Origin of the sequence: Rahnella sp. WP5 (assembly GCF_000745615.1) — a bacterium.
In the GTDB taxonomy this organism is placed as follows: domain Bacteria; phylum Pseudomonadota; class Gammaproteobacteria; order Enterobacterales; family Enterobacteriaceae; genus Rahnella; species Rahnella aceris.
Window position 1 is genome coordinate 12,787 of the sequence record NZ_KN050721.1, and the last position, 26,155, is coordinate 38,941.

Annotated in this window: 19 protein-coding genes and 1 pseudogene; 13 read left to right on the forward strand and 7 right to left on the reverse strand. The window is 51.7% G+C overall.

Annotated elements, in window-relative coordinates; translation table 11 throughout:
* Positions 1 to 25: 25 nt before the first annotated feature.
* From EX31_RS21380 to EX31_RS21395, 4 genes and pseudogenes are all read right to left on the reverse strand, one after another.
* A pseudogene (locus EX31_RS21380) lies at positions 26 to 2,663 on the reverse strand (outer membrane usher protein).
* Between the two features lie 42 nt (positions 2,664 to 2,705).
* On the reverse strand, positions 2,706 to 3,440 hold the full coding sequence (locus EX31_RS21385) for a fimbrial chaperone (RefSeq protein ID WP_037036659.1): 735 nt from the start codon (positions 3,438 to 3,440) through the stop codon (positions 2,706 to 2,708).
* An 80-nt stretch (positions 3,441 to 3,520) separates the two neighbouring features.
* A complete protein-coding gene (locus EX31_RS21390) occupies positions 3,521 to 4,108 on the reverse strand; it encodes a fimbrial protein (protein ID WP_037036661.1) in 588 nt (195 codons plus the stop codon).
* Between the two features lie 555 nt (positions 4,109 to 4,663).
* Positions 4,664 to 5,416 carry a metalloprotease LoiP gene (locus EX31_RS21395; RefSeq protein WP_037036662.1) on the reverse strand — a complete coding sequence of 251 codons (753 nt, stop codon included), beginning with the start codon at positions 5,414 to 5,416 and terminating at the stop codon, positions 4,664 to 4,666.
* A 248-nt stretch (positions 5,417 to 5,664) separates the two neighbouring features.
* On the opposite strand from EX31_RS21395, the gene tkt reads away from it, so the two are divergent.
* From tkt to EX31_RS21445, 10 genes are all read left to right on the forward strand, one after another.
* Positions 5,665 to 7,659 (forward strand): transketolase, encoded by a 1,995-nt coding sequence (gene tkt / locus EX31_RS21400; RefSeq protein ID WP_013576805.1) that lies wholly within the window; start codon positions 5,665 to 5,667, stop codon positions 7,657 to 7,659.
* Positions 7,660 to 8,160: 501 nt separating this feature from the next.
* Positions 8,161 to 9,177 (forward strand): erythrose-4-phosphate dehydrogenase, encoded by a 1,017-nt coding sequence (gene epd / locus EX31_RS21405; protein WP_013576804.1) that lies wholly within the window; start codon positions 8,161 to 8,163, stop codon positions 9,175 to 9,177.
* 72 nt (positions 9,178 to 9,249) lie between these two features.
* Complete coding sequence (gene pgk, locus EX31_RS21410; protein WP_013576803.1) at positions 9,250 to 10,413, forward strand: phosphoglycerate kinase; 1,164 nt, start codon at positions 9,250 to 9,252, stop codon at positions 10,411 to 10,413.
* Positions 10,414 to 10,542: 129 nt separating this feature from the next.
* Positions 10,543 to 11,622, forward strand: coding sequence for a class II fructose-bisphosphate aldolase (fbaA, locus tag EX31_RS21415; RefSeq protein ID WP_013576802.1), 1,080 nt, complete (start codon positions 10,543 to 10,545; stop codon positions 11,620 to 11,622).
* Positions 11,623 to 11,758: 136 nt separating this feature from the next.
* Positions 11,759 to 12,841 (forward strand): LacI family DNA-binding transcriptional regulator, encoded by a 1,083-nt coding sequence (locus tag EX31_RS21420; RefSeq protein ID WP_037036665.1) that lies wholly within the window; start codon positions 11,759 to 11,761, stop codon positions 12,839 to 12,841.
* A 134-nt stretch (positions 12,842 to 12,975) separates the two neighbouring features.
* Complete coding sequence (locus tag EX31_RS21425) at positions 12,976 to 16,074, forward strand: beta-galactosidase (protein ID WP_037036666.1); 3,099 nt, start codon at positions 12,976 to 12,978, stop codon at positions 16,072 to 16,074.
* A 60-nt stretch (positions 16,075 to 16,134) separates the two neighbouring features.
* Positions 16,135 to 17,403, forward strand: coding sequence for an MFS transporter (locus EX31_RS21430; protein ID WP_013576799.1), 1,269 nt, complete (start codon positions 16,135 to 16,137; stop codon positions 17,401 to 17,403).
* A 136-nt stretch (positions 17,404 to 17,539) separates the two neighbouring features.
* Positions 17,540 to 18,427, forward strand: a complete 888-nt coding sequence (gene mscS / locus EX31_RS21435) for a small-conductance mechanosensitive channel MscS (RefSeq protein WP_013576798.1) — start codon at positions 17,540 to 17,542, stop codon at positions 18,425 to 18,427.
* Between the two features lie 181 nt (positions 18,428 to 18,608).
* Positions 18,609 to 19,226 (forward strand): arginine exporter ArgO, encoded by a 618-nt coding sequence (gene argO, locus EX31_RS21440; RefSeq protein WP_037036668.1) that lies wholly within the window; start codon positions 18,609 to 18,611, stop codon positions 19,224 to 19,226.
* Between the two features lie 103 nt (positions 19,227 to 19,329).
* Positions 19,330 to 20,076 carry an oxidative stress defense protein gene (locus EX31_RS21445; protein WP_013576796.1) on the forward strand — a complete coding sequence of 249 codons (747 nt, stop codon included), beginning with the start codon at positions 19,330 to 19,332 and terminating at the stop codon, positions 20,074 to 20,076.
* Positions 20,077 to 20,133: 57 nt separating this feature from the next.
* On the opposite strand, the gene EX31_RS21450 is transcribed toward EX31_RS21445, so the two are convergent.
* Positions 20,134 to 20,976 carry an SDR family oxidoreductase gene (locus EX31_RS21450; RefSeq protein WP_037036671.1) on the reverse strand — a complete coding sequence of 281 codons (843 nt, stop codon included), beginning with the start codon at positions 20,974 to 20,976 and terminating at the stop codon, positions 20,134 to 20,136.
* A gap of 106 nt (positions 20,977 to 21,082) precedes the next feature.
* Between EX31_RS21450 and EX31_RS21455 the strand changes: the two genes are divergently transcribed.
* Positions 21,083 to 21,991, forward strand: coding sequence for a LysR family transcriptional regulator (locus EX31_RS21455; protein WP_037036673.1), 909 nt, complete (start codon positions 21,083 to 21,085; stop codon positions 21,989 to 21,991).
* Between the two features lie 28 nt (positions 21,992 to 22,019).
* On the opposite strand, the gene EX31_RS21460 is transcribed toward EX31_RS21455, so the two are convergent.
* Positions 22,020 to 22,922, reverse strand: a complete 903-nt coding sequence (locus EX31_RS21460) for a LysR family transcriptional regulator ArgP (RefSeq protein WP_013576793.1) — start codon at positions 22,920 to 22,922, stop codon at positions 22,020 to 22,022.
* 227 nt (positions 22,923 to 23,149) lie between these two features.
* Here EX31_RS21460 and rpiA point away from each other — a divergent pair, with 227 nt between their 5' ends.
* Together rpiA and serA are read left to right on the forward strand one after the other, a co-directional pair.
* A complete protein-coding gene (rpiA, locus tag EX31_RS21465; RefSeq protein ID WP_037036674.1) occupies positions 23,150 to 23,812 on the forward strand; it encodes a ribose-5-phosphate isomerase RpiA in 663 nt (220 codons plus the stop codon).
* Positions 23,813 to 24,162: 350 nt separating this feature from the next.
* Positions 24,163 to 25,401 (forward strand): phosphoglycerate dehydrogenase, encoded by a 1,239-nt coding sequence (serA, locus tag EX31_RS21470; RefSeq protein ID WP_037036675.1) that lies wholly within the window; start codon positions 24,163 to 24,165, stop codon positions 25,399 to 25,401.
* A gap of 311 nt (positions 25,402 to 25,712) precedes the next feature.
* On the opposite strand, the gene asr is transcribed toward serA, so the two are convergent.
* Entirely contained in the window at positions 25,713 to 26,063 is a 351-nt protein-coding gene (gene asr / locus EX31_RS21475; protein ID WP_037036677.1) for an acid resistance repetitive basic protein Asr, read from the reverse strand.
* Positions 26,064 to 26,155 lie beyond the last annotated feature (92 nt).

A 26,155-nucleotide genomic window follows, 5' to 3' on the forward strand; every position in this document is an offset into this window, starting at 1 on the left:
CCTGTTTATTCTATTTACCTGGAAATCAATGGGTGATTTTGCAAAGGATGTTTTTTAACATGATTGTCATGTTCACTTTTTCCGGGTTTTCCGGGATGGAATAATTAATCTGACAGGATTGGTCAGACTGACTTCCCCAGACAACATGCAGTGTCCCTTTATCATCGATACCGCGAATGAAAGCCATTCCGCCCTGGCCCATATTTCCCACGAGGATGTTTTTATCATTAAAAACATCAGCACCTAAAGGAATGAATCCGTTATCGGAACGTTGCAACTCCATAATAACTGAGCGGCCTTCATCGGTTTCGAAATTAACTAATACCACTGAACCACTGCGCGGGTAGGTAATCGTGCTGGTATTAACAATATTAACGTCTGCCTCCAGTGTGCTGATGTCCAGACCCACCGTATTTTCCTGATAGGGTGAAAGATAAGGTGTGATTGCATATCCGTTACTGTCAATCCGACCTTCACCCGTACTCATTTTTGTGCCCTTCGCCCCTTTGGCGCTGACCAGTGCCAGCGTATCGGAGTCATTGATGTTTCCGGGAGCAAAATGTAATCCCGTCAGCGTGAATAACCATGCCTCCGCTGGAGCCGAAAGACGCCTGCCGTCCTCCGTCATCGGTTAAAGAGGCGGAAAGACTCACGGGGCCGTAAGCGCTGTTATAGCTTCCGTATCCGCCAATTTGATTTAAATTCTCTGAGTCGGCGAGTGAAGATGACGTATTAACGCTGTAGTTGTAGCGATTATCCTCGCTATAACCGCCAGCACTCATGTCCATTTGCGAGGAGCCTTTAAAGTCAGTGCTTATGCCGGCATTTAGGTTGGTAAATCCACCGGGACGTTTACCCTGCGTGAAAATGTTTTCCAGAGGAATACTCAGATTAACATACAGTCGATTATCCTGGTCGCCATTCTCGTTATACTCACGCTGAAGGGAAATACTATAGTTTGCCCAACGATAGCTATTGTTATATCCGAGAGAAAACTGAGACGTTTTCTTATTTTGATTCCAGTAAGTTTCCCAACTGCCCGTCATATAAAGAGAACCATAACTCTGTTCACGATATTCCAGAGGCTGGTTAACATTAATTTGTATCTGGTTTTTCATTCTGTCGTAATTGTTAAAAGTTTCCTCTTCATTCATTGGATCCCGGCTGAGTTCATCCTGAAGTGAAGCGGCATCGCGTAAGCTCAGATAGTCCTGTGTCGAAAATCGGTAAGCCGCAACATTCAGCGACGTATTGGTTTCAGTCAACAGCTTATTGTAAGAGATTCGATAGCTCTGACCGTCGAGTGACCGGTCGTCGTCGATATCGGCACGGGAGTGGGTAATGTCGAAGGCAAATGCACCCGCCGGGGTATTCATCGCAACCCCTGTCAGCAGGGCAAGGTAGTCCGATGACATCGCTTCAGCACCGGCATAGCCGGTGAAGGTATTATTGATCCCATAATAGCCAGTCAGCACCGCCACCTCGGGGGAGTTGCTGGATGAACTCTCATTGAGTTTGCCGAAGCCTACATCCCAGCGGCTATTACCGGGGCGTAACATCTGTGTGACCGAGGAGAAGGGCACTGAGAAAGAACGCCGGGTGCCATCTGATTCTTCTACTGTCACGTCTATACTGTTGCCATAACCCGTTGGGTTAATGTCATCAAGAGCAAAAGGTCCCGGCGGTACGGTGGTTTCATAAATCACCGTACCGCTCTGGCGGACAGTCACTTTCGCATTACTGTTTGCGGTGCCGCGGATCACTGGCGCATAGTTGTTAGATGAACCCGGTTGCATGCGGCTGTCACTGAACACCCTGAATCCTCTCAGATTGATGGAATCAAAGGCATCGCCCTGAGTGTAAGTATCACCCAAAACGAACTGGGCTTTTAATCCGGTGATATCGTGCTGAACATAAGCATCCTGACTGGTATAGGACAGGCCATTTTCCTGATCCCAGTTGGTTGAACCTCTGGCACGAAAACGCCAGCCAGATAAGTTCGCGCCATAATTCAGCCCTGCATAGGCGCTGTCGCGAGAATCTCCGTCAGCGCTTGAACGGTAGGCATTCATGTCGTAAGACAGCATGAACGCTGGAATGCCTTCTTCCCACAGAGCCGGATTGACATAACCAGAAGGACGTTTTGCGAGATAAATCTGCGGAATAGTAATATCCAGGCGTTGTTCCGATGAATTGAATTTGACCTTTGAATGACTGAGTTTTTCGGTCAGATTAATGCACGTGGTTTCCCCGCCTTCCGGCGAAATATCTGCAGTATCTTCTTTATCGATATCGATGAGGATATCTAACTGCTCAAGCAATTTTTGCGTGAGACACGGGCTGGCAATATTCGTCCCGTTATCAACGAAATTGACTTTAGAATTTAGTTTTAATGAACCGTTAATAAAAATACCGACGCTGTAAACGCCTGGCACAACAGGATTTCCCTTGCTAAAACGGCGGGTGTCTATTTTTTCACTGTTTGCTGTGCTGTAGAGAAACTGACTATCAAACTCTACATTTTCATCATCGTCTCCAACTTGATCATCGGATTTATCATTAGTAACCGCAGTTTCCGCCACGGACCTGGGTGACCACACAGCGCTGACGCCTATAGTCAAAGGAAGCAGTAATAAACCCGTTGTGATTTTATTTTTTTTCATAATATTGCTTTTTTTATGAATCAGATGGCGTCAGGGTTTTATTTAAAGGGATACTTCGTATTTCATATTTCCGCCATAATCATTAATTGCGGTATAATTTATCTTCCCTGCGTTTACCGTCGTCGTCAGCCCGTCGACTTTCATCAACTGAGTGGAATCGGGGGCGATCATTTTTGTCTCCAGTTCGTACTTGCGGCCATTCGCATTCAGAAAAGCTTCGTTCACAGTGACGAAGTAAGGGGTAGCATTTTTCACTTCTGCAAAAACCTGTTGACCGTTTTTCACTATTTTCCATGTCAATGCCGTCGCTGCTTCAGAAGCGGAACCCTTCAGCCCCTCAGGACGATAAAACAACTTTATGCGGGTACGAAAAGCCAACTGAAGCAAATTTTCATCGGTACTATTTTGGGCTTTAGGAGGAACTTCAAGAACGTTAAACCAAAATACAGTTTCTTTATCTTTGGGCAATTCGCCCCCAAAGCTGGAAATTTTCACTGTCTGGCCTTGTTTGGCGTTCATTCGTGAAATAGGGGGGGTCACAAGGAAAGGAATTTTCATCTCCTGCGGATTCACATCCTCGCGGCCATCATCCAGCCAGGATTGAACCAGCAAGGCTTTTTCTCCGCGGTTATCCAGTTTCACCGTAATCTCTTTCGCCTGAGCCGGATAAATAATCCGGGTGCCAGAAATGACAACATCTGCACAGACATCACAAGCAATAAACCCCAGAACGGCAAGGCAGAATGAAATGATTTTTGGTGTCGGTATAAAATTCATATTTCCCTCTATTAAATTTTATAATAAAAGCGCACCTGTTTGTTCATCGGGTACGCTTAATCATTAATTAACGTTGAATATTATTCGTAGTTCATAGTAAAGGTGACGTTAGTATTTACTTTACCCGCCTGAACACTATTTGTTGCAGACCAGTCAGCACTGGGTACATAGGCTGCTTTATAGGCAAACACACCACGACCTTCGACCAGAGCCACGCTTTGTGCCACATCAGTCGGGTCGCCGATCAGAACCTGGCTAACGTTGGTTGCTGTGTTGTTGTAAAGCGCAATACTGACGTTTTGCGCACTACCAGAGACGGTAGAGTCAGGTTTCAGCGTACCGCTGGATAATTCAGCAAATTGCTGTGAAGAGAAGCTGACGGAGGCTTTCTTCACTGATTCGGCGCAATCATTCAGCATTAACTCGAACTCTTTGGCACCGACACCGCCAGCAGCGCGAGTGGTGACATCCACTGCCGCTTTCGTCACCACAGGCATTGAGATAGTGACATTATTCGCTGCAATACCGTTGTTAGTGGTGATTTCACAGGTCGTGTCAGAGACCGCACCATCAAAGGTAATTAATCCCAAATCCGTTGCCTGGGCAGATAAGCTGCCGAATGCCAGACAAAAGACGGATAAAGGGAAGAGCGTCTTAATTTTTTTCATGAAATGTCCTTTTCATTATGAAAATAACCAAATAGTAAGGTGAAAGTATTAGTGGGCTAAATAAGCTTTTTTCAAAGACTTACTAAGGGGGGGGTTATAATTACGTTGTTGTTTATATCAAGTTGTACACACTGCAATATGGATGTAACTAAATATTTCATTGCGGGGTGTGTAATTAATCCTATAATTATTTTTTAAGTATTGAATTTTATTATGAGGGAAGTTATTAATTATCAGATAAAGAGATCTTAAGGATCGATTTTTCTAATTGAAATGGAAAAGTGCATGGAAATATATATCAAAATATATGATGGATTTAGTTTTAAAATCCGTGAAAATGATAAACAAATTGTGCTATTGAAAGTGGATAAGGTAATCAGGTTTTGTTTGCTTGCATAACGTACAGGTGTAATGACATGCTGAAGAGGAGGGGAGGCAGAAAGGAAAAATATTAAGGCACCCGAAGGTGCCTGGATGATTAACACGGAAATTAAAAGTCAGAGGCCCGACGCTTTTAGTGACGAACCGCAGGATGACTTCTTATGCATCTCTTTATTATTTCCCGGCAGCAATACGCTCGCGAATATGTTTAGCACGTGCTTCTGAAGACGGGTGATCATCAAACCAGCCGATGCTGCTGCCCTGATCCAGTTTTGCCAGTTTCTCAAAACTGGTTGCCAGACCTGTCGGGTCGATACCGCGTTTTTTCAGCAAATCAAACGAGTAATCATCCGCTTCGGATTCCTGTTTCTGCGAGAACTGCGCATTGACGTATTTCTCGCCCAGATCCGCCAGTTGCGATTGTGACAATGTTGCGCTGACGCCGCCGAGTGACGAAATCGCGGAACGTGCCGCCGTGGCGCTGTAGGCGACCTGCATGGCTTTACGGGTATGGCCGAGTGCGACGTGGCCCATTTCATGGCCGAGCACGCCTTCCACTTCATTGTCGTTCATTATGTCCATCAGGCCGCTGTAAACGCGGATACAGCCGTTGGCCATTGCCCAGGCATTGACGTCTTTGGTCAGGTAAACCTTATAGTTGGCGGGCGTGCCGTTAATGTTATCGCCCAGTGCTGCGGAGATTTTTTTCAGGCGCTGTGCGTATTCGCTGCTGTCGGGTGCTATCTGCGCCTTTTTATCCATTTCTTCACAAGACTGCACGCTCAGTGTTTTGACGTCGGCATCGCTCAGGGTATACGCCTGATAAGCCTGCGCGCCGGACTGCATTAAAGTGTCGGTATTGACGGTCGCACAACCGCTGACCAGTGACGCGGTAAAAAGGCTTAACAGAAGAGGGTGAGATTTCATCAATTTGTGTTCCCAGAAAAAGTTAACAAAACAGAAAATGTAGCCTGAAAAAGGCTCTGGTTGTAAGGATAGCGTTAAGGTAGGTTTTTCGCAGTGCACGATCTATAGTGTAAGTCCGAAAAAACGCCCTGATTTAAAAGCGGATTTTGTGAACTTAATCACGAGAGTGATTAGAGATTGCCGTTTTAATGCCGAGTCTGAGAAAATGACTTTCTTGACTGCTTTTTTAATCCGACCTGGAGTAGAACATGTCCTCTCGTAAAGAGCTTGCGAACGCTATTCGCGCACTTAGTATGGATGCCGTGCAGAAAGCGAATTCCGGCCACCCTGGCGCCCCTATGGGCATGGCAGACATTGCCGAAGTGCTGTGGCGCGATTACCTGAATCACAACCCGACTAACCCGCACTGGGCTGACCGTGACCGCTTCGTGCTGTCCAATGGTCATGGTTCTATGCTGATTTATAGCCTGCTGCACCTCACTGGCTATGATCTGCCGATGAGCGAACTGGCTAACTTCCGTCAGCTGCACTCGAAAACCCCGGGCCACCCGGAATACGGTTATACGCCTGGCGTTGAAACCACTACTGGCCCGCTGGGTCAGGGCATCGCGAACGCCGTCGGTTTTGCTATCGCAGAACGTACGCTGGCTGCGCAGTTCAACAAACCAGGCCATGACATTGTCGATCACCAGACTTATGCATTCCTGGGCGACGGCTGCATGATGGAAGGCATTTCTCACGAAGTGTGTTCTCTGGCCGGTACCATGAAACTTGGCAAACTGACCGCGTTTTATGATGACAACGGTATCTCCATCGACGGCCACGTAGAAGGCTGGTTCACCGATGACACTGCGGCACGTTTCGAAGCTTACGGCTGGCATGTTGTACGTGGTGTTGATGGTCACAATCCTGACTCTATCAAAGCGGCTATTGAAGAAGCGCACAAAGTTACCGACAAGCCTTCCCTGCTGATGTGTAAAACCGTGATCGGTTTCGGTTCGCCGAACAAGGCCGGTACTCACGATGTACACGGTGCCGCACTGGGCGCAGCCGAAGTGGCCGCTACCCGCGAAGCACTGGGCTGGAAATACGCTGCGTTTGAAATCCCGCAAGATATCTATGCGCAGTGGGACGCGAAAGAAGCCGGTAAAGCCAAAGAAGCGGCGTGGAACGACAAGTTTGACGCTTACGCTAAAGCGCACCCTGAACTGGCAAAAGAGTTCAAACGTCGTGTGAACGGCGAGCTGCCAGCAAACTGGGAAACCGAAGCACAGAAATTCATCGAACAATTGCAGGCTAATCCTGCGAACATCGCCAGCCGTAAAGCCTCCCAGAATGCGCTGGAAGCTTTCGGTAAAGTGTTGCCTGAATTCCTGGGCGGCTCTGCTGACCTGGCACCAAGCAACCTGACCATGTGGTCTGGTTCGAAGTCTATCGGCGACGATCAGGCAGGTAACTACATCCATTATGGCGTACGTGAATTCGGTATGACCGCGATCACCAACGGTATCGCGCTGCACGGCGGTTTCCTGCCGTACTCTGCGACTTTCCTGATGTTCGTGGAATATGCGCGTAACGCCGTGCGTATGGCCGCACTGATGAAGATCCGCAACGTGTTCGTGTACACCCATGACTCCATCGGTCTGGGTGAAGATGGCCCGACGCACCAGCCGGTTGAGCAAATCGCCAGCCTGCGCGTTACGCCAAACATGAGCACCTGGCGTCCTGCGGATCAGGTTGAATCTGCCGTGGCATGGAAATACGCCATCGAGCGTAATGACGGCCCGGTTACCCTGATCTTCTCCCGTCAAAATCTGACCCAGCAACCACGTACCGCTGAACAGCTGGCCAACGTGGCGCGCGGGGGTTACGTGCTGAAAGATTGTGACGGTACGCCAGAAGTGATCCTGATCGCGACCGGTTCTGAAGTCGGTATCACGGTAGAAGCGGCAGACAAACTGGCTGCTGCGGGCACCAAAGTGCGCGTGGTTTCTATGCCGTCTACGGATGCCTTCGACAAACAGGACGCGGCTTACCGTGAATCTGTCCTGCCGAAAGCCGTTTCTGCGCGCGTTGCGGTTGAAGCCGGTATTGCTGATTACTGGTTCAAATACGTTGGCCTGAATGGTGCTATCGTCGGAATGCACAGCTTCGGCGAATCTGCGCCAGCAGAACTGTTGTTCAAAGAATTCGGTTTCACTGTTGATAACGTTGTTGCTCAGGCACAAGCGTTACTGAAGTAATCCCGCTTTCTTAAAACTGCTTAAAAGCACCTTCGGGTGCTTTTTTTTTCGCCTGCATTTTCATGCGCCGGTTCTCAGTTTCGTACGAAATGACGCAGGTCAAACCCTTCTGACGCGGACTCGGTTACACTGCCTGCATTCTGAAAATGTTTCATTCGGTCATTTTTTGCGAAAAATCACTGTCGAAAAGGTGACGAAAAAGTAAAATCACTGTGAATACACAGAATTGACTGGTGTTTTTTTCAGCGATCGGCGCGATTAATGCGGGGTTGTTCTACGAATTATTCCTTTTATTCATCGTTTGGTTTATTCTCAGCTGAACCGTTTCAGTCCGGCTATTTGAGCTTAACATCGTCACCAGGTTGTTATCGTGCCTGAAACTGAAACTTTTCTGCCGCATGCATTGTGCGGACAGATGATGATGGTGATTCACCGTAAACGCACGCTGCATTACTATAGGTGTTACTGATATTGAGTAACAACCGTGTAACAGGGAGATGTATGCCAATACGTATTGCAATTAATGGCTTTGGTCGCATTGGCCGTAGCGTATTGCGCGCGTTATACGAATCCGGGCGTCGGGCGGAAATCTCCGTCATTGCCATCAATGAAATCGCCAGCCCTGAAGGCATGGCACATCTGCTTAAATACGACTCCAGCCACGGGCGCTTTGCCTGGGATGTCCGCCAGGAAGGTGAAAACCTTTACGTCGGCGATGACTCCATCCGTTTACTTCATCAGTCTGATGCCAGCCAGTTGCCGTGGGGCGAACTGAGCATTGACGTCGTGCTTGATTGCACTGGCGTTTATGGCAGCCGTGCAGACGGTGAAGCCCAGCTTGCGGCCGGCGCCAAAAAAATTCTGTTCGCGCATCCGGGCGCTCATGATCTTGACGCCACGGTGGTTTACGGTGTGAACCACCAGTTGCTCGAACGTCAGCACCGCATTGTGTCCAATGCGTCCTGCACCACCAACTGTATTATCCCTGTGATCAAACTGCTCGACGATGCTTTTGGCATTGAGTCCGGCACGGTAACGACCATCCATTCCTCAATGAATGACCAACCGGTTATCGATGCGTACCATGCGGATTTACGCCGTACGCGCGCCGCCAGCCAGTCCATTATCCCGGTCGATACCAAGCTGGCCGCAGGGATCACACGCATCATGCCCAAATTCTGCGATCGCTTTGAAGCGATCTCGGTGCGTGTGCCGACAATCAATGTCACAGCCATTGATCTGAGTGTATTTGTCGAGGGTTCTGTGACGGTAGGCGAGGTTAACCAGTTGCTGCAAAAGGCTGCAACAGGTGCTTTTCGTGGTATTGTTGACTATACCGAACTACCATTAGTCTCGACAGATTTTAACCATGATCCCCATAGCGCCATCGTAGATGGAACGCAGACGCGGGTAAGTGGACAGCACCTGATTAAGACACTGGTCTGGTGCGATAACGAGTGGGGTTTTGCCAACCGAATGTTGGATACAACATTGGCAATGTCCGCTAGCGGTTTCTAGTACGGCTGTTCCGGTCTCCCGACCGAAACGGCCTTCAAGCAACTTTAAAGAGAATCAACGAGAGGATTCACCATGTCTGTTATTAAGATGAGCGATCTGGATTTAGCGGGTAAACGCGTACTAATCCGTGCCGATCTGAACGTGCCAGTTAAAGATGGCAAAGTAACGTCAGATGCACGTATCCGCGCTTCTTTACCAACCATCGAAATTGCCCTGAAACAAGGCGCACGCGTGATGGTTACCTCGCATCTGGGTCGTCCGACTGAAGGCGAATATAACGAAGAGTTTTCTCTGCTGCCGGTTGTTAATTACCTCAAAGAGCATCTGAAATCCCCAGTACGTCTGGCGAAAGATTACCTTGATGGTGTTGAAGTTGCCGAAGGTGAGCTGGTGGTTCTGGAAAACGTTCGCTTTAACAAAGGCGAAAAGAAAGACGACGAAGCCCTGTCCAAAAAATATGCTGCCCTGTGTGACATCTATGTGATGGACGCATTTGGTACCGCGCACCGCGCGCAAGCTTCTACTCACGGCGTGGGCAAATTTGCTCCGATCGCCTGTGCCGGTCCGCTGCTGTCTGCAGAGCTGGAAGCACTGGGTAAAGCGCTGGGTAACCCGGCACGTCCGATGGTGGCTATCGTTGGTGGTTCTAAAGTTTCTACCAAACTGACCGTTCTGGATTCCCTGTCTAAAATCGCTGACCAGCTGATCGTTGGCGGTGGTATCGCGAACACCTTCGTGGCTGCTCAAGGCAACAACGTCGGTAAATCCCTGTACGAAGCAGACCTGGTCGGTACCGCAAGCAAATTGCTGGAAACCTGCGACATTCCTGTTCCTACCGATGTTCGCGTGGCGACTGAGTTCTCTGAAACAGCCGTTGCAACGGTGAAGTCTGTTAAAGACATCAAAGATGACGAACAAATTCTCGACATGGGCGATGAGTCTGCATACCGTCTGGCTGAGATCATTAAAAACGCTAAAACCATTCTGTGGAATGGTCCTGTAGGCGTGTTCGAGTTCCCTAACTTCCGTAAAGGGACCGAAATTGTGGCGCAGGCTATTGCTGACAGCGATGCATTCTCTATCGCAGGCGGCGGCGACACACTGGCAGCTATCGATTTGTTCGGTATCGCTGACAAAATTTCCTATATCTCCACTGGCGGTGGCGCATTCCTGGAATTCGTTGAAGGGAAAGCACTGCCAGCGGTTGTGATGCTGGAAGAGCGTGCTAAGAAGTAATGAACCCTGAACGGGGAGCATAATGCTGTCCGTTCTTCTTTGCCGCGCGGGGGGCTGCACAGTGGAGCCCGCGCGACATAGCAAACCGATTCAATCCATCTACGGCCGACGAATACAGGACAAAGAACTATGTCTAAAATTTTTGATTTCGTAAAACCAGGCGTTATCACTGGTGATGATGTACAGAAAGTTTTCGCTATTGCTAAAGAAAACAAATTTGCTCTGCCAGCGGTTAACTGCGTAGGCACCGACTCTATCAACGCCGTTCTCGAAGCTGCTGCGAAAGTCCGTTCACCGGTTATCGTCCAGTTCTCTAACGGTGGCGCTGCGTTCATCGCCGGTAAAGGCCTGAAAACTGACGTGCCACAAGGCGCGGCAATCCTGGGTGCAATCTCTGGCGCACACCACGTGCATCAGATGGCAGAACATTACGGCGTGCCAGTTATCCTGCACACCGACCACTGCGCGAAAAAACTGCTGCCATGGATCGACGGACTGCTGGATGCGGGTGAAGCTCACTACGCGAAAACCGGTAAACCACTGTTCTCTTCTCACATGATCGACCTGTCTGAAGAGTCTCTGGAAGAAAACATCGAAATTTGCAGCAAGTACTTAGCTCGCATGGCAAAAATCGACATGACTCTGGAAATCGAACTGGGTTGTACCGGTGGTGAAGAAGATGGCGTAGACAACAGCCATATGGACGCATCTGCACTGTACACTCAACCACAAGACGTTGATTACGCATACGAAAAACTGAACGCCATCAGCCCGCGTTTCACTATCGCTGCGTCATTCGGTAACGTACACGGTGTTTACAAACCAGGTAACGTTAAACTGACTCCAACGATCCTGCGTGATTCTCAGGAATACGTGTGCAAGAAACATAACCTGCCACACAACAGCCTGAACTTCGTATTCCACGGCGGTTCCGGTTCTACTGCAGCAGAAATCAAAGAATCTGTAGGTTACGGTGTTATCAAAATGAACATCGATACCGATACTCAGTGGGCTAACTGGGACGGTATCCTGCAGTTCTACAAGAAAAACGAAGCTTACCTGCAAGGTCAGTTGGGTAACCCGGAAGGCGCGGACAAACCTAACAAGAAATTCTATGACCCGCGCGTATGGCTGCGTTCTGCACAGTCTTCCATGGTGACTCGCCTGGAACTGGCATTCAAAGAACTGAACGCAATCGACGTACTGTAATTCTTACGCTTCCGGTGCTTGACCACCGGAATGTGAGGATAATCGTCAAAGGGGCTTCGGCCCCTTTTTTATTGCCTGCTTTCCGGCCACAATAGCCTGTTATCCGTGTTTCGCCAGAATCCCCGAAGAGAGAGCCATGAAGCCAAAATCTGTCACCCTCGATGATGTCGCGCGCCACGCCGGTGTGTCTTATCAGACCGTTTCGCGCGTCCTGAATCAGGCTGCACACGTCTCGGTCAGAACGCGCAACAAAGTCGAACAGGCAATGGCTGCGCTGAATTACGTCCCGAACCGTGTCGCCCAGCAACTGGCGGGCAAACAAAGTTACACCCTTGGGCTGGCGACCACCGAGCTGGCGCTACATGCCCCGTCGCAAATCGCGTCGGCAATGAAAACCCGCGCAAACCAGCTAGGTTTCAACGTCGTGATATCGATGATTGATAACCTGAGCCTTGCCGCGTGTCGTACTGCGGTGAATGAACTGATGTCACAGCGTGTCGATGGCGTACTGATTAACGTGCCGCTGTCGAATGAGGACGCAGACGCGATCGCACAGCTTTGTGGCAATTTACCGGCGCTGTTTCTGGATGTCGATCCGCAGGCCGATGTGTTTAAAATTCTGTTCGATCCTCACTGCGGGGCAGAGCAGGGCGTCGAACATCTGCTGGCGCTCGGACATCAGCAGATCGCCGTACTGACCGGCCCGCTCGAATCCATATCTGCACGCTTACGTTATGAAGGCTGGCTGAATACGCTGGCATTGCACGATATTACGCCGTGCACGGTTCAGCATGGCGACTGGAGCGCGGCTTCGGGTTACCAGCAGGCGTTATTGTTGCTCAATCAGCCCGCACGCCCTACGGCGATTCTGGTCGCCAATGATCAGATGGCGCTGGGCGTACTGCGCGCTGTCCATGAGTTTGGCCTGCGGGTGCCGGAGCAAATCTCGGTGATGGGCTATGACGATACTGAAGACAGCGCATTTTTCTTCCCGCCGCTGACCACCATCAAACAGGATTTCCGCCTGCTCGGTCACGAGAGCATTAACCGGCTGGTAGAGCATCTGCATACGCATGGCGATCACCCGCAGTCCTCATTGTTACTGCCCACTTCTTTGGTTGAACGCCACACAACCGCCAGACCGGGTACAGACACTGTGTCGCAGGAAACTTTATCGCAGGAACTGATCCGCATCGCACGTCAGCTCAGCGCGCTGTGAATCTTTTTTAAGAACTGACTGACGCGGAATTTGTGATCCGCGTCCCTTTCCCGCATCCCCGCACTTTACTTACTCTCTCCGGTTACGCATGTTTATATTATTGTGAGCGCATAACAATTTACCGGGGAGATATTATGAATCCATCAGCGGAAGATAAATTATCATCGCTGGCCACTGTTCTGGCCCGCCGTGACTGGGAAAAACCGGCCTCGACGCAGTGCAACCGATTACCCGCACACCCGCCGTTCAACAGCTGGCGAAATGCAGAGAAAGCGAGAAACAACAAGGCTTCAGAAAAAATTCGTAACCTGAATGGCGAGTGGGCGTTCAGCTATTTTAACCGTCCTGAAGCCGTGCCGGAGCAATGGCTGCAACAGGATCTGCCTGATGCCGATGCTGTGCAGGTGCCGTCAAACTGGCAGTTAGCGGGTTATGACGCGCCGATTTATACCAACGTGCAGTACCCGATCCCCGTCAATCCGCCGTTTGTACCGGAAGAAAATCCTGCGGGTTGTTACTCGCTCACAGTTTCTGTGGATAATGACTGGCTGAGCAGCGGGCAGACGCGCATTGTGTTCAACGGCGTCAATTCTGCGTTCTATTTATGGTGCAACGGTCAGTGGATCGGCTATTCCCAGGACAGCCGTTTACCGGCGGAATTCGATCTCAGTCATGTGCTGCACGCGGGTGAAAACCGTCTGGCGGTGATGGTGCTGCGCTGGAGCGACGGCAGTTATCTGGAAGATCAGGATATGTGGCGCATGAGCGGCATCTTCCGTGATGTCACCTTGCTGCATAAACCGGCAGAGCAGATCACCGATTTGCAGGTGCGCACGCATCTGTTCCACGGCTTCACGCAGGCCGAGCTGGAAGTACAAGTCAGCGCCGCGGTGCCGCAGGACACCGCAGCTGATTATCAGGTGCGCGTCCAGTTATGGCAGGGCGATAAACCGGTCGCAGAACATCAGCAACCGCTCGGCAGTGAAATCATTGATGAACGCGGGACGGCATTTGACCGCACCACGCTGCGTCTGCCGGTCAGCCGGCCCGCATTATGGAGCGCTGAACAGCCCGCTTTATACCGTGCTGTCATTTCCCTGATTTCGCCACAGGGCCAGCTTATTGAAGCCGAGGCCTGTGACGTCGGTTTCCGTCAGGTGGAAATCAGCAACGGGCTGCTGAAAGTGAACGGTCAGCCGGTGCTGATCCGCGGCACCAACCGTCACGAGCATCATCCCGAAAACGGTCAGGTGATGGACGAAGCGACGATGCGCCGCGATATCGTGCTGATGAAACAGCACAACTTCAACGCCGTGCGCTGCTCGCATTATCCGAACCATCCGCTGTGGTACCGGCTCTGTGACGAATACGGTCTGTACGTCGTGGATGAAGCCAATATCGAAACCCACGGCATGCAGCCGATGAACCGTCTGTCGGATGATCCGGTGTGGTTCAACGCCTTCAGCGAACGCGTGACGCGCATGGTTCAGCGCGACCGCAATCATCCGTGCATCATCATCTGGTCACTGGGCAACGAGTCCGGTCATGGCGCCACTCATGACGCGCTGTACCGCTGGATCAAATCTGTCGATCCGACCCGTCCGGTGCAGTACGAAGGCGGCGGTGCCAACAGCGCGGCGACCGACATTATCTGCCCGATGTATTCCCGCGTTGAGCAGGATCAGCCGTTCCCGGCTGTACCGAAATGGTCGATTAAAAAGTGGATCAGCATGCCGGACGAAACGCGTCCGCTGATCCTCTGCGAATACGCCCATGCGATGGGCAACAGCTTTGGCGGCTTTGATAAATACTGGAAAGCGTTCCGTCAGTTCCCGCGTCTGCAGGGCGGTTTTGTCTGGGACTGGGTTGATCAGAGTCTGCTGCGCACCAGCGAAAACGGTGAGCGTTATATGGCCTACGGCGGCGATTTTGGTGATACGCCAAATGACCGGCAGTTCTGCATGAACGGTCTGGTATTCGCTGACCGCACTCCGCATCCGTCCTTATTTGAAGCCCAGCGCGCCCAGCAATTTTTCCAGTTCTCGCTCACAGGCACTTCGCCTTTGATGATTGAAATACAAAGCGAATACTTGTTCCGGCACAGTGATAATGAGCAGTTTGTCTGGCGCATTGAACGTGACGGCGAAGTCATTTCACAGGGCGAGGCGGTACTGGATATCGCGCCCAACGGCAAACAAACCCTGAATCTGGGGGATATGCCGCAGGCAGAAGGCGATTTGTGGCTGAATGTTGCGGTACACCAGCCACAGGCGACTGCGTGGTCAGAAGCCGGACACCGTAGTGCCTGGGATCAATGGCAGTTGCCGCAACCGCTGATATTGCCGGTGCCGGAAAAAATCTCTGCCGCCACGCCGGTTCTCGATCAGCAAGGTGACGTGATTTCCGTACTGCACGGCGCGCAGTGCTGGCAGTTCAGTCAGCAAAGCGGATTGCTGGAACAGTGGTTCGATGGTAAAACGCCGCGCCTGCTTTCCGCCTTGCGCGACCAGTTTGTCCGTGCGCCGGTAGATAATGATATCGGTGTCAGCGAAGTCACCCGTATTGACCCGAATGCCTGGGTTGAGCGCTGGAAAGCGGCGGGTATGTACCATCTGGAATCGCGTTTATTAAACATCTCCGCCGATCAGTTACAGGACGGGGTAGTGATCACGACCACTCACGCGTTTATGGCGGAGGAAGAAACGCGACTGCTGAGCCGCAAGATTTTCCGCATTGATAATCAGGGCGAACTGCATATCAGCGCGGAGGTTCGCGTGGCATCAAACGTGCCGTCACCGGGGCGCATTGGCCTGACCTGTCAGTTGGCTGAAACCGCAAAAAACGTTAGCTGGCTGGGCCTGGGGCCGCATGAAAACTACCCGGATCGCCGTCTGGCTGCGCAGCACGGGCGCTGGAATTTGCCGCTGACAGAGATGTACACGCCTTACGTTTTCCCGACCGAAAACGGTCTGCGCGGAGAGACCCGTGAGCTGGATTACGCCGGATGGACGCTGCGTGGCAATTTCCACTTTGGCCTGAGCCGCTACAGCCTGCAACAGTTGATGGACACCAGCCATCGTCACATGTTGCGTGAAGAAGAGGGCACCTGGCTGAACATCGACGGCTTCCATATGGGCGTCGGCGGTGATGATTCGTGGAGCCCGAGCGTCAGCCCTGATTTCCTGCTGACAGCCGGTCAGTACCATTATTCGTTCACCTGGAAACGTGCCTGACAGCCTGCGCCGCCGTGTTAATCCCCGGCGGCGCGATATTCAGACGTAAGGAAAATGCTTATGTATTACCTGAAAAATACTAACTTTTGGATGTTCGGGCTGTTCTTCTTCTTTTACTTTTTCATCATGGGTGCCTACTTCCCGTTCTTCCCGATCTGGCTGCATGATATTAATCAGATCAGCAAAAGCGACACCGGCATTATCTTCGCCAGCATTTCGCTGTTCTCACTGTTGTTCCAGCCGGTGTTTGGTTTACTGGCGGATAAACTGGGGCTGAAAAAGCATTTGCTGTGGATCATCACCGGCATGTTGATCCTGTTTGCGCCATTCTTTATCTACGTGTTTGGGCCGTTACTGAAAATTAATATCTATCTCGGTTCGGTGGTGGGCGGGATTTACCTTGGCCTGATTTACAACGCCGGTGCGCCTGCGATTGAAGCCTATATCGAGAAAGTCAGCCGTCGCAGCAGCTTTGAATTTGGCCGTGCACGTATGTTCGGTTGTGTCGGCTGGGCGCTGTGCGCATCGGTGGTCGGCATCATGTTTACCATCAACAATGAATTTGTGTTCTGGCTCGGCTCCGGCTGTGCGGTGATCCTCGCCATCCTGTTGCTGATCGCCAAACCGGAAGTCACGTCCAGCGCGCGCGTGGCCAACGAACTGGGGGCGAACAGCAAACCGTTCAATCTCAAACTTGCCCTCGAACTGCTGAAAGACAAGAAGCTGTGGTTCCTGGCGCTGTACGTCATCGGTGTTTCCTGTACGTACGACGTGTTCGATCAGCAGTTTGCCAACTTCTTTACCTCCTTCTTCACGTCATCTTCTGAAGGGACGCGCGTCTTTGGCTATGTGACCACGATGGGCGAACTGCTCAACGCCAGCATCATGTTTTTCGCACCGCTGATAGTGAACCGCATTGGTGGCAAGAATGCTTTGCTGCTGGCCGGTACCATCATGTCAGTGCGCATCATCGGCTCGTCTTTCGCGTCATCGCCGCTGGAAGTGGTGGTGCTGAAAACCTTGCACATGTTTGAGGTGCCGTTCCTGATTGTCGGTTGCTTCAAATACATTACGTCCGTGTTTGAGGTGCGTTTCTCGGCGACGATTTATCTGGTGACGTTCTGCTTCTTCAAACAGGTGGCGATCATCTTTATGTCCGTTTTCGCGGGCAACATGTATGACCGAATCGGTTTCCACGGCACCTATCTGATCCTCGGAGTCATCGCGCTGACCTTCACGGTGATTGCTGCCTTTACGCTGAGCGGCCGCGGCCCCCTTCAGGCATTCAAAACCCCTGAACCGTTAAAAAACAGCCACGCAAATTCTTAATTTATCTGAACTCTTTGCTGCGAAATTGGCACTTCATCGCATTGTTAGTTAACCTTACAGAACACTTGCTGCCTCGTTAAACGGGGCAGCTTTGGTTTCTTGCAGCCCGTGAGGGTGTAATTTTGGGGTACTTTAAATGGATGATTTAAACGTTGTGGGCAGCATCAATAATGCTGGCAACTGGTTGGTGAGAAACCAGGCGTTACTGCTTCATTACGCGGTGAATATTGTGGCAGCGATCTTCATTCTGATTGTGGGGATGATTATCGCCCGTGTCGTTTCCGGTGCCGTCAGCCGGGTCTTAAAAGTTCGTGGTATTGACATCACCGTTTCCGACTTCCTTTCCGCCATGGTGCGTTACGCGATTATCGCGTTCACGCTGATTGCGGTTCTGGGGCGGATTGGCGTGCAAACCACGTCCGTGATTGCCGTCATCGGTGCCGCCGGTCTGGCCGTCGGTCTGGCATTACAGGGGTCGCTGTCCAACTTTGCGGCCGGCGTTTTGCTGGTGATCTTCCGTCCGTTCCGTGCCGGTGAATATGTCGATCTCGGCGGCGTGGCCGGTACCGTCACTCAGGTACAAATTTTTTCCACTACCCTGCGTACGCCGGACAACAAAATCATTGTGGTGCCGAATGGTAAAATCATCGCCGGTAACATCATCAATAATTCACGCGAACCGACCAGCCGTATCGAGCTGACGGTGGGCGTGGGTTATGACTCTGACATCGATCTGGTGAAAACGATCCTGACCGATATCATCACAGCCGATCAGCGCGTTTTGAAAGATAAAGACGTCGTGGTTCGCCTCAACGAAATGGCAGCTTCAACCCTGAATTTCATTGTGTACGCCTGGACCAGCAACGGTGATGCACAGAACGTGAAATGGGATCTGCTGGAATCGTTCAAACGCGCGCTGGATAAAAACAATATCAATATTGCGTATCCGCAGATGGATGTTCACCTGTATCAGGTGGCGAATGCGGCGGGCAACCAGCAGGAAGAACGACGCACTTTCGAATAAAGTATGCTTCCCGGATTCAGATTTTCTCAGGCGCCTGCGGGCGCCTTTTTCATGCCTGAAATATCATCCTGCCACTGATAAGCCAGTCTAATGACCGATTAGAAATATCCATTTCCTCTTATACCGGCTAAGCCCTTACACTGCGCGCAATCTCTGTTATTCACTCTCTGAAGGATATCCCATGCTGGCTATTTTCCTGCAAGGACTGGCGATGAGCGCCGCGATGATTTTACCCATTGGCCCGCAGAATGCATTTGTGATGAATCAGGGCATCCGTCGTCAGTATCATCTGATGATCGCCGGTTTGTGCGCCCTGAGCGACATTGCGCTGATTTGTGGCGGTATCTTTGGCGGCAGCGCGCTGCTGAGCAAATCCCCGACCTTACTGATGCTGGTGAGCTGGGGCGGCGTGGCGTTTTTACTCTGGTATGGCTGGGGCGCGTTTCGTACTGCCTTCAGCAAAAATCCCGAACTGGCGCAGGCCGAAGTGGCGAAGCAAAGCCGCTGGAAAATCGTGGTCAGCATGCTGGCGGTCACCTGGCTGAATCCGCACGTTTATCTCGATACTTTCGTGGTGCTCGGCAGTCTGGGCGGCAGCCTGAGCCATGATGAGCGTTCGTGGTTTGCGCTCGGCGCGGTCAGTGCGTCAGTGATGTGGTTCTTCGGGCTGGCGATCCTCGCCGCCATGCTCGCGCCCTGGCTGAATACCGGCAAAGTGCAGCGCGTCATCAACTTTATCGTCGGTGCAATTATGTGGGGAATTGCAATACAACTGGCGCGTCAGACCGGGGTATTTTGAGTTTTGTCACTAATCTTAGTTTCTGTTGTAACGGATTATGCTACGGTTTCGCAGATTGTTTGACCTATCTATTGCCAGATCTTTGATGATTAATGGAGGCACTGTGAAACTGAAAGCATTGGCTGTAGCAGCGATGTTGGGATTAGGGACATTACCGCTGGCGTTACAGGCGGCAGAATTACCTGCCGGGCCGCACGTCGTGACGTCAGGCACCGCAAGCGTGGATGCCACGCCGGATATCGCGACACTGGCGATTGAAGTCAGCGTGTCGGCGAACGATTCAGCCAGCGCCAAGAAGCAGGCTGATGAACGCGTGGCAGAGTACTTTGCTTTCCTGCAGAAAAACGGCATTGAGAAAAAAGATATCAATGCGGCGAACCTGCGTACTCAGCCGGAATATAACTACCTGAAAGATGGCACGTCACAGCTCAAGGGCTACCGCGCCGTGCGTCAGGTTCAGGTAACTTTGCGTCAGCTCGACAAACTGAATGAACTGCTGGATGGCGCGCTGAAATCCGGCCTGAATGAAGTGCGTGCGGTTGAACTGGGCGTCGCCAATCCGGATAAATTCCGTGATGAAGCGCGTCAGAAAGCGATTGAAAACGCCACGCAGCAGGCAAAATCGCTGGCCGAAGGTTTCCATACCAAACTGGGGCCGGTTTACAGCATTCGTTATCACGTTGCTAACTACCAGCCGATGCCGGTGGCGCGTATGTATAAAACCGCCGAAGCCGCAGGGCAGAGCGATGTCGCGCAAACCTACGAGCAGCAAAGTATTCATTTCGACGATCAGGTCGATGTGGTATTCGAATTGCAGCCTCAGGCACCTGCACCAGCCCCGGCTCAGTAAGAATGATTCTGTAAAAATGAAAAAACCCGCTCCGGCGGGTTTTTTGTTTCTGACCTTTTATGTTGCCTGTCGGACTTCTTTATCGGCTGAAAACGTCACCTGTTTCTGTGCTTCCAGCACCCGCAATCTTTCTGTCAGCGCCTGGCTGATCGAGGCATAAGCGGTACTGCCCAGCGCCAGACGTAGTGGCGGACTGACGGCATCGGCAGCGGTGATCATCGCCCGGACAGTATTTACCGCGTCACCTTTAATGGCGAAATCACCGGATGCAATCGCCCGGCGTACCTCACCGGCGGGTGTCTTTTCGTAGCACGGCAAGGGCGTTGCATGATCCAGCCCGGCGCCAAATTCTGTGCTGGTCGGGCCGGGTTCCACGATCAGGAAATCAATGCCAAACGGTGCCACTTCCTGCGCAACGGATTCGACAAACCCTTCAATCCCCCATTTGGTCGCATGATAAAGACTGAAGTTGGGATAAGCGATCTGTCCGCCTTCCGATGAAACCTGCACAATCCGGCCGCCACCTTGTCCGCGCAGGTAGGGTAAAACGGCGCGGATAAGCTGGATCGAACCCACCAGGTTAGTGGCGATCTGCCTGTCGATTTGTTCGTCACTGGTTTCTTCGCCTGCGCCGAACAGGCCATAACCGGCATTGCTGACCACGACATCAATACGTCCCATCTTAGTGAATGCGCCGGCAACGGCTGCTCTGATTGCCGGAGTGTCTGTGACGTCGAGCGTGATGCTATGCAACTGATCGCCATAGATCGCCTGTAAGGCGTCAAGCGCACCTGGCTTGCGTAAGGTGGCGATCACCCGGTCACCGCGCTCAAGTAGCTGTTCAGTGAGCAGGCGTCCAAGGCCGGTCGATGTGCCGGTAATAAACCATGTCTTTGCCATTATCAAATGCCTCTGTTGCAGAAGTTGCCAGACATTCAGGGTAGGGCAATACTATTGTTGCGTTAATACCCAATAACCCGCATGAACAGGTGAATATTACCCACCAATGAGCAAACCATTATTGAGCAAACCGACCCTGGCAGAACTCAGGGCCTTTATGGCCGTTGCTGAACACCGCAGTTTCCGCCGTGCCGCCGATCTTTTAGGCATTACCCGATCCTCGCTCAGCCATATTATGCGCGGGCTTGAAGATCGTCTTGGCGCACGCCTTTTGCACCGCACGACGCGCAGTGTGTCACTGACCGAAACGGGTGAACGCCTGCTGAAACGGATTAATCCGCTGATGAACGGGCTTGATGCGGCGCTGGAAGACGTAGCAGGCGAGCCGGGGCGGCTGACGGGTGAATTACGTATCAACGGCAGCGAGGGCGCTATCCGCTTGTTGTTGCGCAATATTGTTCCGCAATTCATGGCGCGTTATCCCGGTGTGGCGCTGGATCTGGTGGCGGAAGGAAAGCTGGTGGATATTGTCGGGGAAGGGTTTGACGCAGGGATCCGGCTGGGAGAAGCGGTTCCACGGGACATGATCGCCGTGCGACTCAGCCCCGACATGCGCTTTCTGGCCGTGGCTTCGCCGGATTATCTTGCGGCGCATCCCGCCCCTGAAACGCCGGATGATCTCGCCCGCCATCAGTGTCTGCGTCAGCGCCTGCCCAGCGGAAAACGCTATCGCTGGGAGTTTCACAAACGCGGACAGGAAGTGGCGGTGGACGTGCCGGGAAATCTGACGCTGGATAATACGCAACTGATGATTGAGGCCGCACAGGACGGGCTGGGGATCGCGTATGTTCCTGAAGATTATGCGCAGGTTGCGCTGAAAGAAGGGCGGCTAATCGCAGTGCTGGAAGACTGGTGCCCGCCAATCCCCGGTTTGTTTCTCTACTTCGCGGGCAACCGGCATGTGCCCGCGAGCCTGCGGGCATTGATCGAGATGGTCCGGGAGAAAAGCGATTAAACGCCGCTTTTCACGCCGGATAATTCTGTCAGTCCTGACGCAACACCTGATGTCCGTGGGCGATCAGTGCATCGGTGACTTTACGCATCATGCGGCTTTCGGGCGCAAAACGGTGCCAGTAAAGCATACGGCGCTGGAACAGGCCGGGCGTCAGGTCGATCAGCTCGCCGCTTTCCAACTCTTTCTCGATTTGCAGATGCGGGATCATGCAGCAGGTGGTGCCCTGACGGGCCAGTTGCACAAAGGCTTCCGACGAGTTAACGATGTGGCACGGCACGCTGCCCGGCGATAAATCGAAGTTCTGTTGCAGGAAGGCCTGATGCATATCGTCCAGATGGTCAAACGCTACCGCAGGCGCTTTCAGCAAGGCGGAGCGGGTAACGCCGTTCGGGAAATAGCGATCAGCAAAAGGTTTCGAACCCACAAACAAATAGTCCAGCGCACCAAGCTGATCCACCAGACAGCTCGGCAGTGGCTGGGGCTGAATACTTACCGCGCCCACCACTTCACCACGACGCAGACGTTCCTGCGTGCGCGTTTCATCTTCCACCTGTAAATTCAGGCGGATAGGGGAATCAACCAGCACTGATTTCAGCGCCGGTAACAGCCAGGTTGCCAGACTGTCGGCATTGACCGCCAGTGAAAGCAGCAGAGGTGTATCATTGCTTTCATTGTTGCTGTCACTGCCAAGCCACTCTTCTTCCAGTAATTCCACCTGATGTAACAAGGCCAGTAATTTCTGTCCCTGTTCAGTCGGCCGGGGTGGAACGGTACGAACCAGCAGCGGCTGGCCGAACAAATTTTCCAGTTGCTTGATGCGCTGAGAGACGGCCGATTGTGTGATGCAAAGCTTCTGCGCTGCGCGCTCAAAACCGCGCTCACGGATCACCGCGTCCAGTGCCTGCAGCGTTCTATAGTCCGGGCGTTTCATCGGAGTTCTGTCCCTTAGATTTAATTTTATCCGAACACTATGCCACAGATTGTCAGGATTTGTGGTGAGGAAAATCTTTGTGTTTGCAGCACAATTGCACTTAATAAGTGTGATCTGGCTGCGGTGTTGTTTATCCAAATTGCCGGGACATGCTTTATAATCACCGGCACTCTTCGTTCCACCGAACTATTCACGCCACTTACGTGTTATCAGACAGAGAAGCCATTATGACGCAGGAAGAATTGAAAAAAGCAGTCGGCTGGGCCGCACTGGATTACGTCACGCCGGGCACCATTGTCGGTGTCGGTACCGGATCCACCGCCGCACATTTCATTGATGCACTGGGTTCCATCAAAGGCCAGATTGAAGGTGCGGTTTCAAGCTCCGATGCTTCTACCGCAAAACTGAAGAGCCTGGGTATTCATGTTTTCGACAGCAATGAAGTGGATTCGCTGGATGTGTATGTCGATGGCGCGGATGAAATCAACGGCTCGATGCAGATGATCAAAGGGGGGGGCGCTGCGCTGACCCGCGAAAAAATCATTGCCGCGATTGCCAAAAAATTCATCTGTATCGTGGATGCTTCCAAGCAGGTTGATGTGCTGGGTAAATTCCCGCTGCCGGTGGAAGTGATCCCAATGGCGCGCTCTTATGTTGCGCGTGAACTGGTTAAACTCGGCGGCCTGCCGGAATACCGCCAGAATGTGCTGACAGACAATGGCAATGTGATCCTTGATGTGCATAACCTGAACATTCTTGATGCCGTCGCGATGGAAAATAAGATCAACAATATTGCCGGTGTTGTGACTGTCGGCCTGTTCGCCAACCGGGGTGCTGACGTGGCGCTGGTCGGGACTTCTGAAGGTGTCAAAACCGTCAAACTGAAGTAATCAGAATATAAGCAGAAGATCTGGCTGCTTTAGGGCAAGGCAGCCAGCCTAAGCCTCGTCATTGCGCTGTCATAACGCAATGTTATGAAGATGATAATTTTCTGACTGAATCATCTTTTCTTCAAAGGCTTTAATTTGGTGACTTATGTCACATTTCTGTATTTCTCCTCCTGAACGTCTGGCACAGTAAAATTGAACCAGCATGAAATGCTAAAAACCGGCAGGCGTGCTGAGCCTTCTGCTGGGGGGCAGGCAATCGTTTGTATTGATGATGGCGGATTTTTTGTTATGTTGACTGTGAGCAGTCATCTTGCAGTTCGAATTCAGCCAGAAAAATATAGGGTCGGGAAATGGCAAAAGTATCACTTGAGAAAGACAAGATTAAATTTTTGTTAGTGGAAGGCGTCCACCAAAGTGCGGTTGATACACTCCGTGCCGCGGGTTACACCAATATTGAATTTCACAAAGGTGCTTTAGACACGCAATCGCTGAAAGAATCGATCCGTGATGCGCACTTTGTTGGACTCCGATCGCGTACTCAGCTGACTGAAGAAGTGTTCCAGGCAGCAGAAAAACTGGTGGCTGTTGGGTGTTTCTGTATCGGCACCAATCAGGTAGATCTGAAAGCTGCGACCCGTCGTGGTATTCCGGTCTTTAACGCACCCTTCTCCAACACCCGTTCGGTTGCGGAAATGGTGCTGGGCGAGATGTTGCTGATGATGCGCGGCATTCCTGAAGCGAATGCGAAAGCGCACCGTGGTGTCTGGAACAAGCTGGCGGTCGGTTCATTCGAAGCGCGCGGCAAACGTCTGGGCATTATCGGTTACGGCCACATTGGTACGCAACTGGGGATCCTGGCGGAAAGCCTGGGGATGCGCGTCTTCTATTATGACATCGAAAGCAAACTGCCTTTGGGCAACGCGCAGCCGATTGCCACACTGGAAGAATTGCTCAATACCAGCGACGTCGTCACGCTGCATGTGCCGGAAACAGCCGGAACCAAAGACATGATTTCTGAAGTGCAGCTGGCGCAGATGAAGCCGGGCGCACTGCTGATCAACGCCTCACGCGGTACGGTCATCGACATTCCTGCGCTGTGCAATGCGCTGCGCAACAAACATCTTTCCGGTGCGGCTATCGACGTCTTCCCGGAAGAACCGGCGACTAACAGTGACCCGTTCAATTCTCCGCTGTGTGAATTCGACAACGTATTGCTGACGCCACATATCGGCGGTTCAACGATGGAAGCGCAGGAAGGTATCGGCCTCGAAGTGGCAGGCAAACTGGCGAAATACTCTGACAACGGTTCTACACTGTCAGCGGTTAACTTCCCGGAAGCGTCTCTGCCAGCGCATACCGAGAAAGCCAGCCGTTTGCTGCATATCCACGAAAACCGTCCGGGTGTGCTGACCAGCATCAACCAGATTTTTGCGGAACAGGGCATCAACATTGCTGCGCAGTACCTGCAAACCAGTCCAGAAATCGGTTATGTGGTGATTGATGCAGAAACGGATATCAATACGCTGACTACCGCGCTGCAACTGATGAAGGCGATTCCGGGAACCATTCGTGCCCGTTTGCTTTACTGATAAGCCTTTCTGAAACAGACAAAATACCAACCGCCGAAAGGCGGTTTTTTGTTTTATGGCATCAGGGCGTTAAAAAATGTCTGCAGAGGGAATAAAGGGGGGATCAAAACGTCAGAAGTAAAAGGACAGGGTAATCAGACCGCAGAGGATCATTGATGAAAAAGTGATTTCGAACAGGTAGCGGCGCAGCATCATCTGTCAGTACCTCAGGGCAGAAAACGGAGAAAAAAACACCCGGCGAACCGGGTGTTAAATTTTTCAGTCTTGATAAGAGTGAACAGATTCGTTCACAAAGACTTCTTAGTGACTTCTTATGCTGCCGGAGTTGCTTTAGCCGGAGCAGCTTTCTTAGCATGTTTCACGTGCTTTTTAGCCGCCTGCGCCTTCTGAGCAACAGGAGCCGCTTTCTTAGCATGTTTCACGTGCTTTTTAGCCGCCTGCGCCTTCTGAGCGACTGGTGCTTTTTTAGCGGCTTTTTTGTGTTTCTTGGCAGCTTGCGCTTTCTGAACAGGTTTCTTGTGTGCTTTATGCTTAGTGGCATGAGCCGGAGCTGCGGTGGTTGTGGTAGCAGCAGGTGCCGGCGTTGCGGTAGTTTCAGCAGCGAAAGCGACAGAAGACAGGCCCATTGCAGCGGCTACAACCAGAGCTAATACTTTTTTCATCTTTAATTCCTCAGGGATCTTGGTTTGTGTGTCTACCCCACTGCGGGGCCGATGTGAGAATAATAGGCGTGACAAACCTTGCTGTCCGTGAG

Coding starts and splice junctions, on each gene's coding strand:
- mscS (WP_013576798.1), top strand. CDS start 17,540: ATGGATGATTTAAACGTTGTGGGCAGCATCAATAATGCTGGCAACTGG.
- EX31_RS21390 (WP_037036661.1), bottom strand. CDS start 4,108: ATGAAAAAAATTAAGACGCTCTTCCCTTTATCCGTCTTTTGTCTGGCA.
- EX31_RS21420 (WP_037036665.1), top strand. CDS start 11,759: ATGAAGCCAAAATCTGTCACCCTCGATGATGTCGCGCGCCACGCCGGT.
- epd (WP_013576804.1), top strand. CDS start 8,161: ATGCCAATACGTATTGCAATTAATGGCTTTGGTCGCATTGGCCGTAGC.
- asr (WP_037036677.1), bottom strand. CDS start 26,063: ATGAAAAAAGTATTAGCTCTGGTTGTAGCCGCTGCAATGGGCCTGTCT.
- tkt (WP_013576805.1), top strand. CDS start 5,665: ATGTCCTCTCGTAAAGAGCTTGCGAACGCTATTCGCGCACTTAGTATG.
- EX31_RS21395 (WP_037036662.1), bottom strand. CDS start 5,416: ATGAAATCTCACCCTCTTCTGTTAAGCCTTTTTACCGCGTCACTGGTC.
- fbaA (WP_013576802.1), top strand. CDS start 10,543: ATGTCTAAAATTTTTGATTTCGTAAAACCAGGCGTTATCACTGGTGAT.
- rpiA (WP_037036674.1), top strand. CDS start 23,150: ATGACGCAGGAAGAATTGAAAAAAGCAGTCGGCTGGGCCGCACTGGAT.
- argO (WP_037036668.1), top strand. CDS start 18,609: ATGCTGGCTATTTTCCTGCAAGGACTGGCGATGAGCGCCGCGATGATT.
- EX31_RS21425 (WP_037036666.1), top strand. CDS start 12,976: ATGAATCCATCAGCGGAAGATAAATTATCATCGCTGGCCACTGTTCTG.
- EX31_RS21455 (WP_037036673.1), top strand. CDS start 21,083: ATGAGCAAACCATTATTGAGCAAACCGACCCTGGCAGAACTCAGGGCC.
- EX31_RS21385 (WP_037036659.1), bottom strand. CDS start 3,440: ATGAATTTTATACCGACACCAAAAATCATTTCATTCTGCCTTGCCGTT.
- EX31_RS21430 (WP_013576799.1), top strand. CDS start 16,135: ATGTATTACCTGAAAAATACTAACTTTTGGATGTTCGGGCTGTTCTTC.
- EX31_RS21460 (WP_013576793.1), bottom strand. CDS start 22,922: ATGAAACGCCCGGACTATAGAACGCTGCAGGCACTGGACGCGGTGATC.
- pgk (WP_013576803.1), top strand. CDS start 9,250: ATGTCTGTTATTAAGATGAGCGATCTGGATTTAGCGGGTAAACGCGTA.
- EX31_RS21450 (WP_037036671.1), bottom strand. CDS start 20,976: ATGGCAAAGACATGGTTTATTACCGGCACATCGACCGGCCTTGGACGC.
- serA (WP_037036675.1), top strand. CDS start 24,163: ATGGCAAAAGTATCACTTGAGAAAGACAAGATTAAATTTTTGTTAGTG.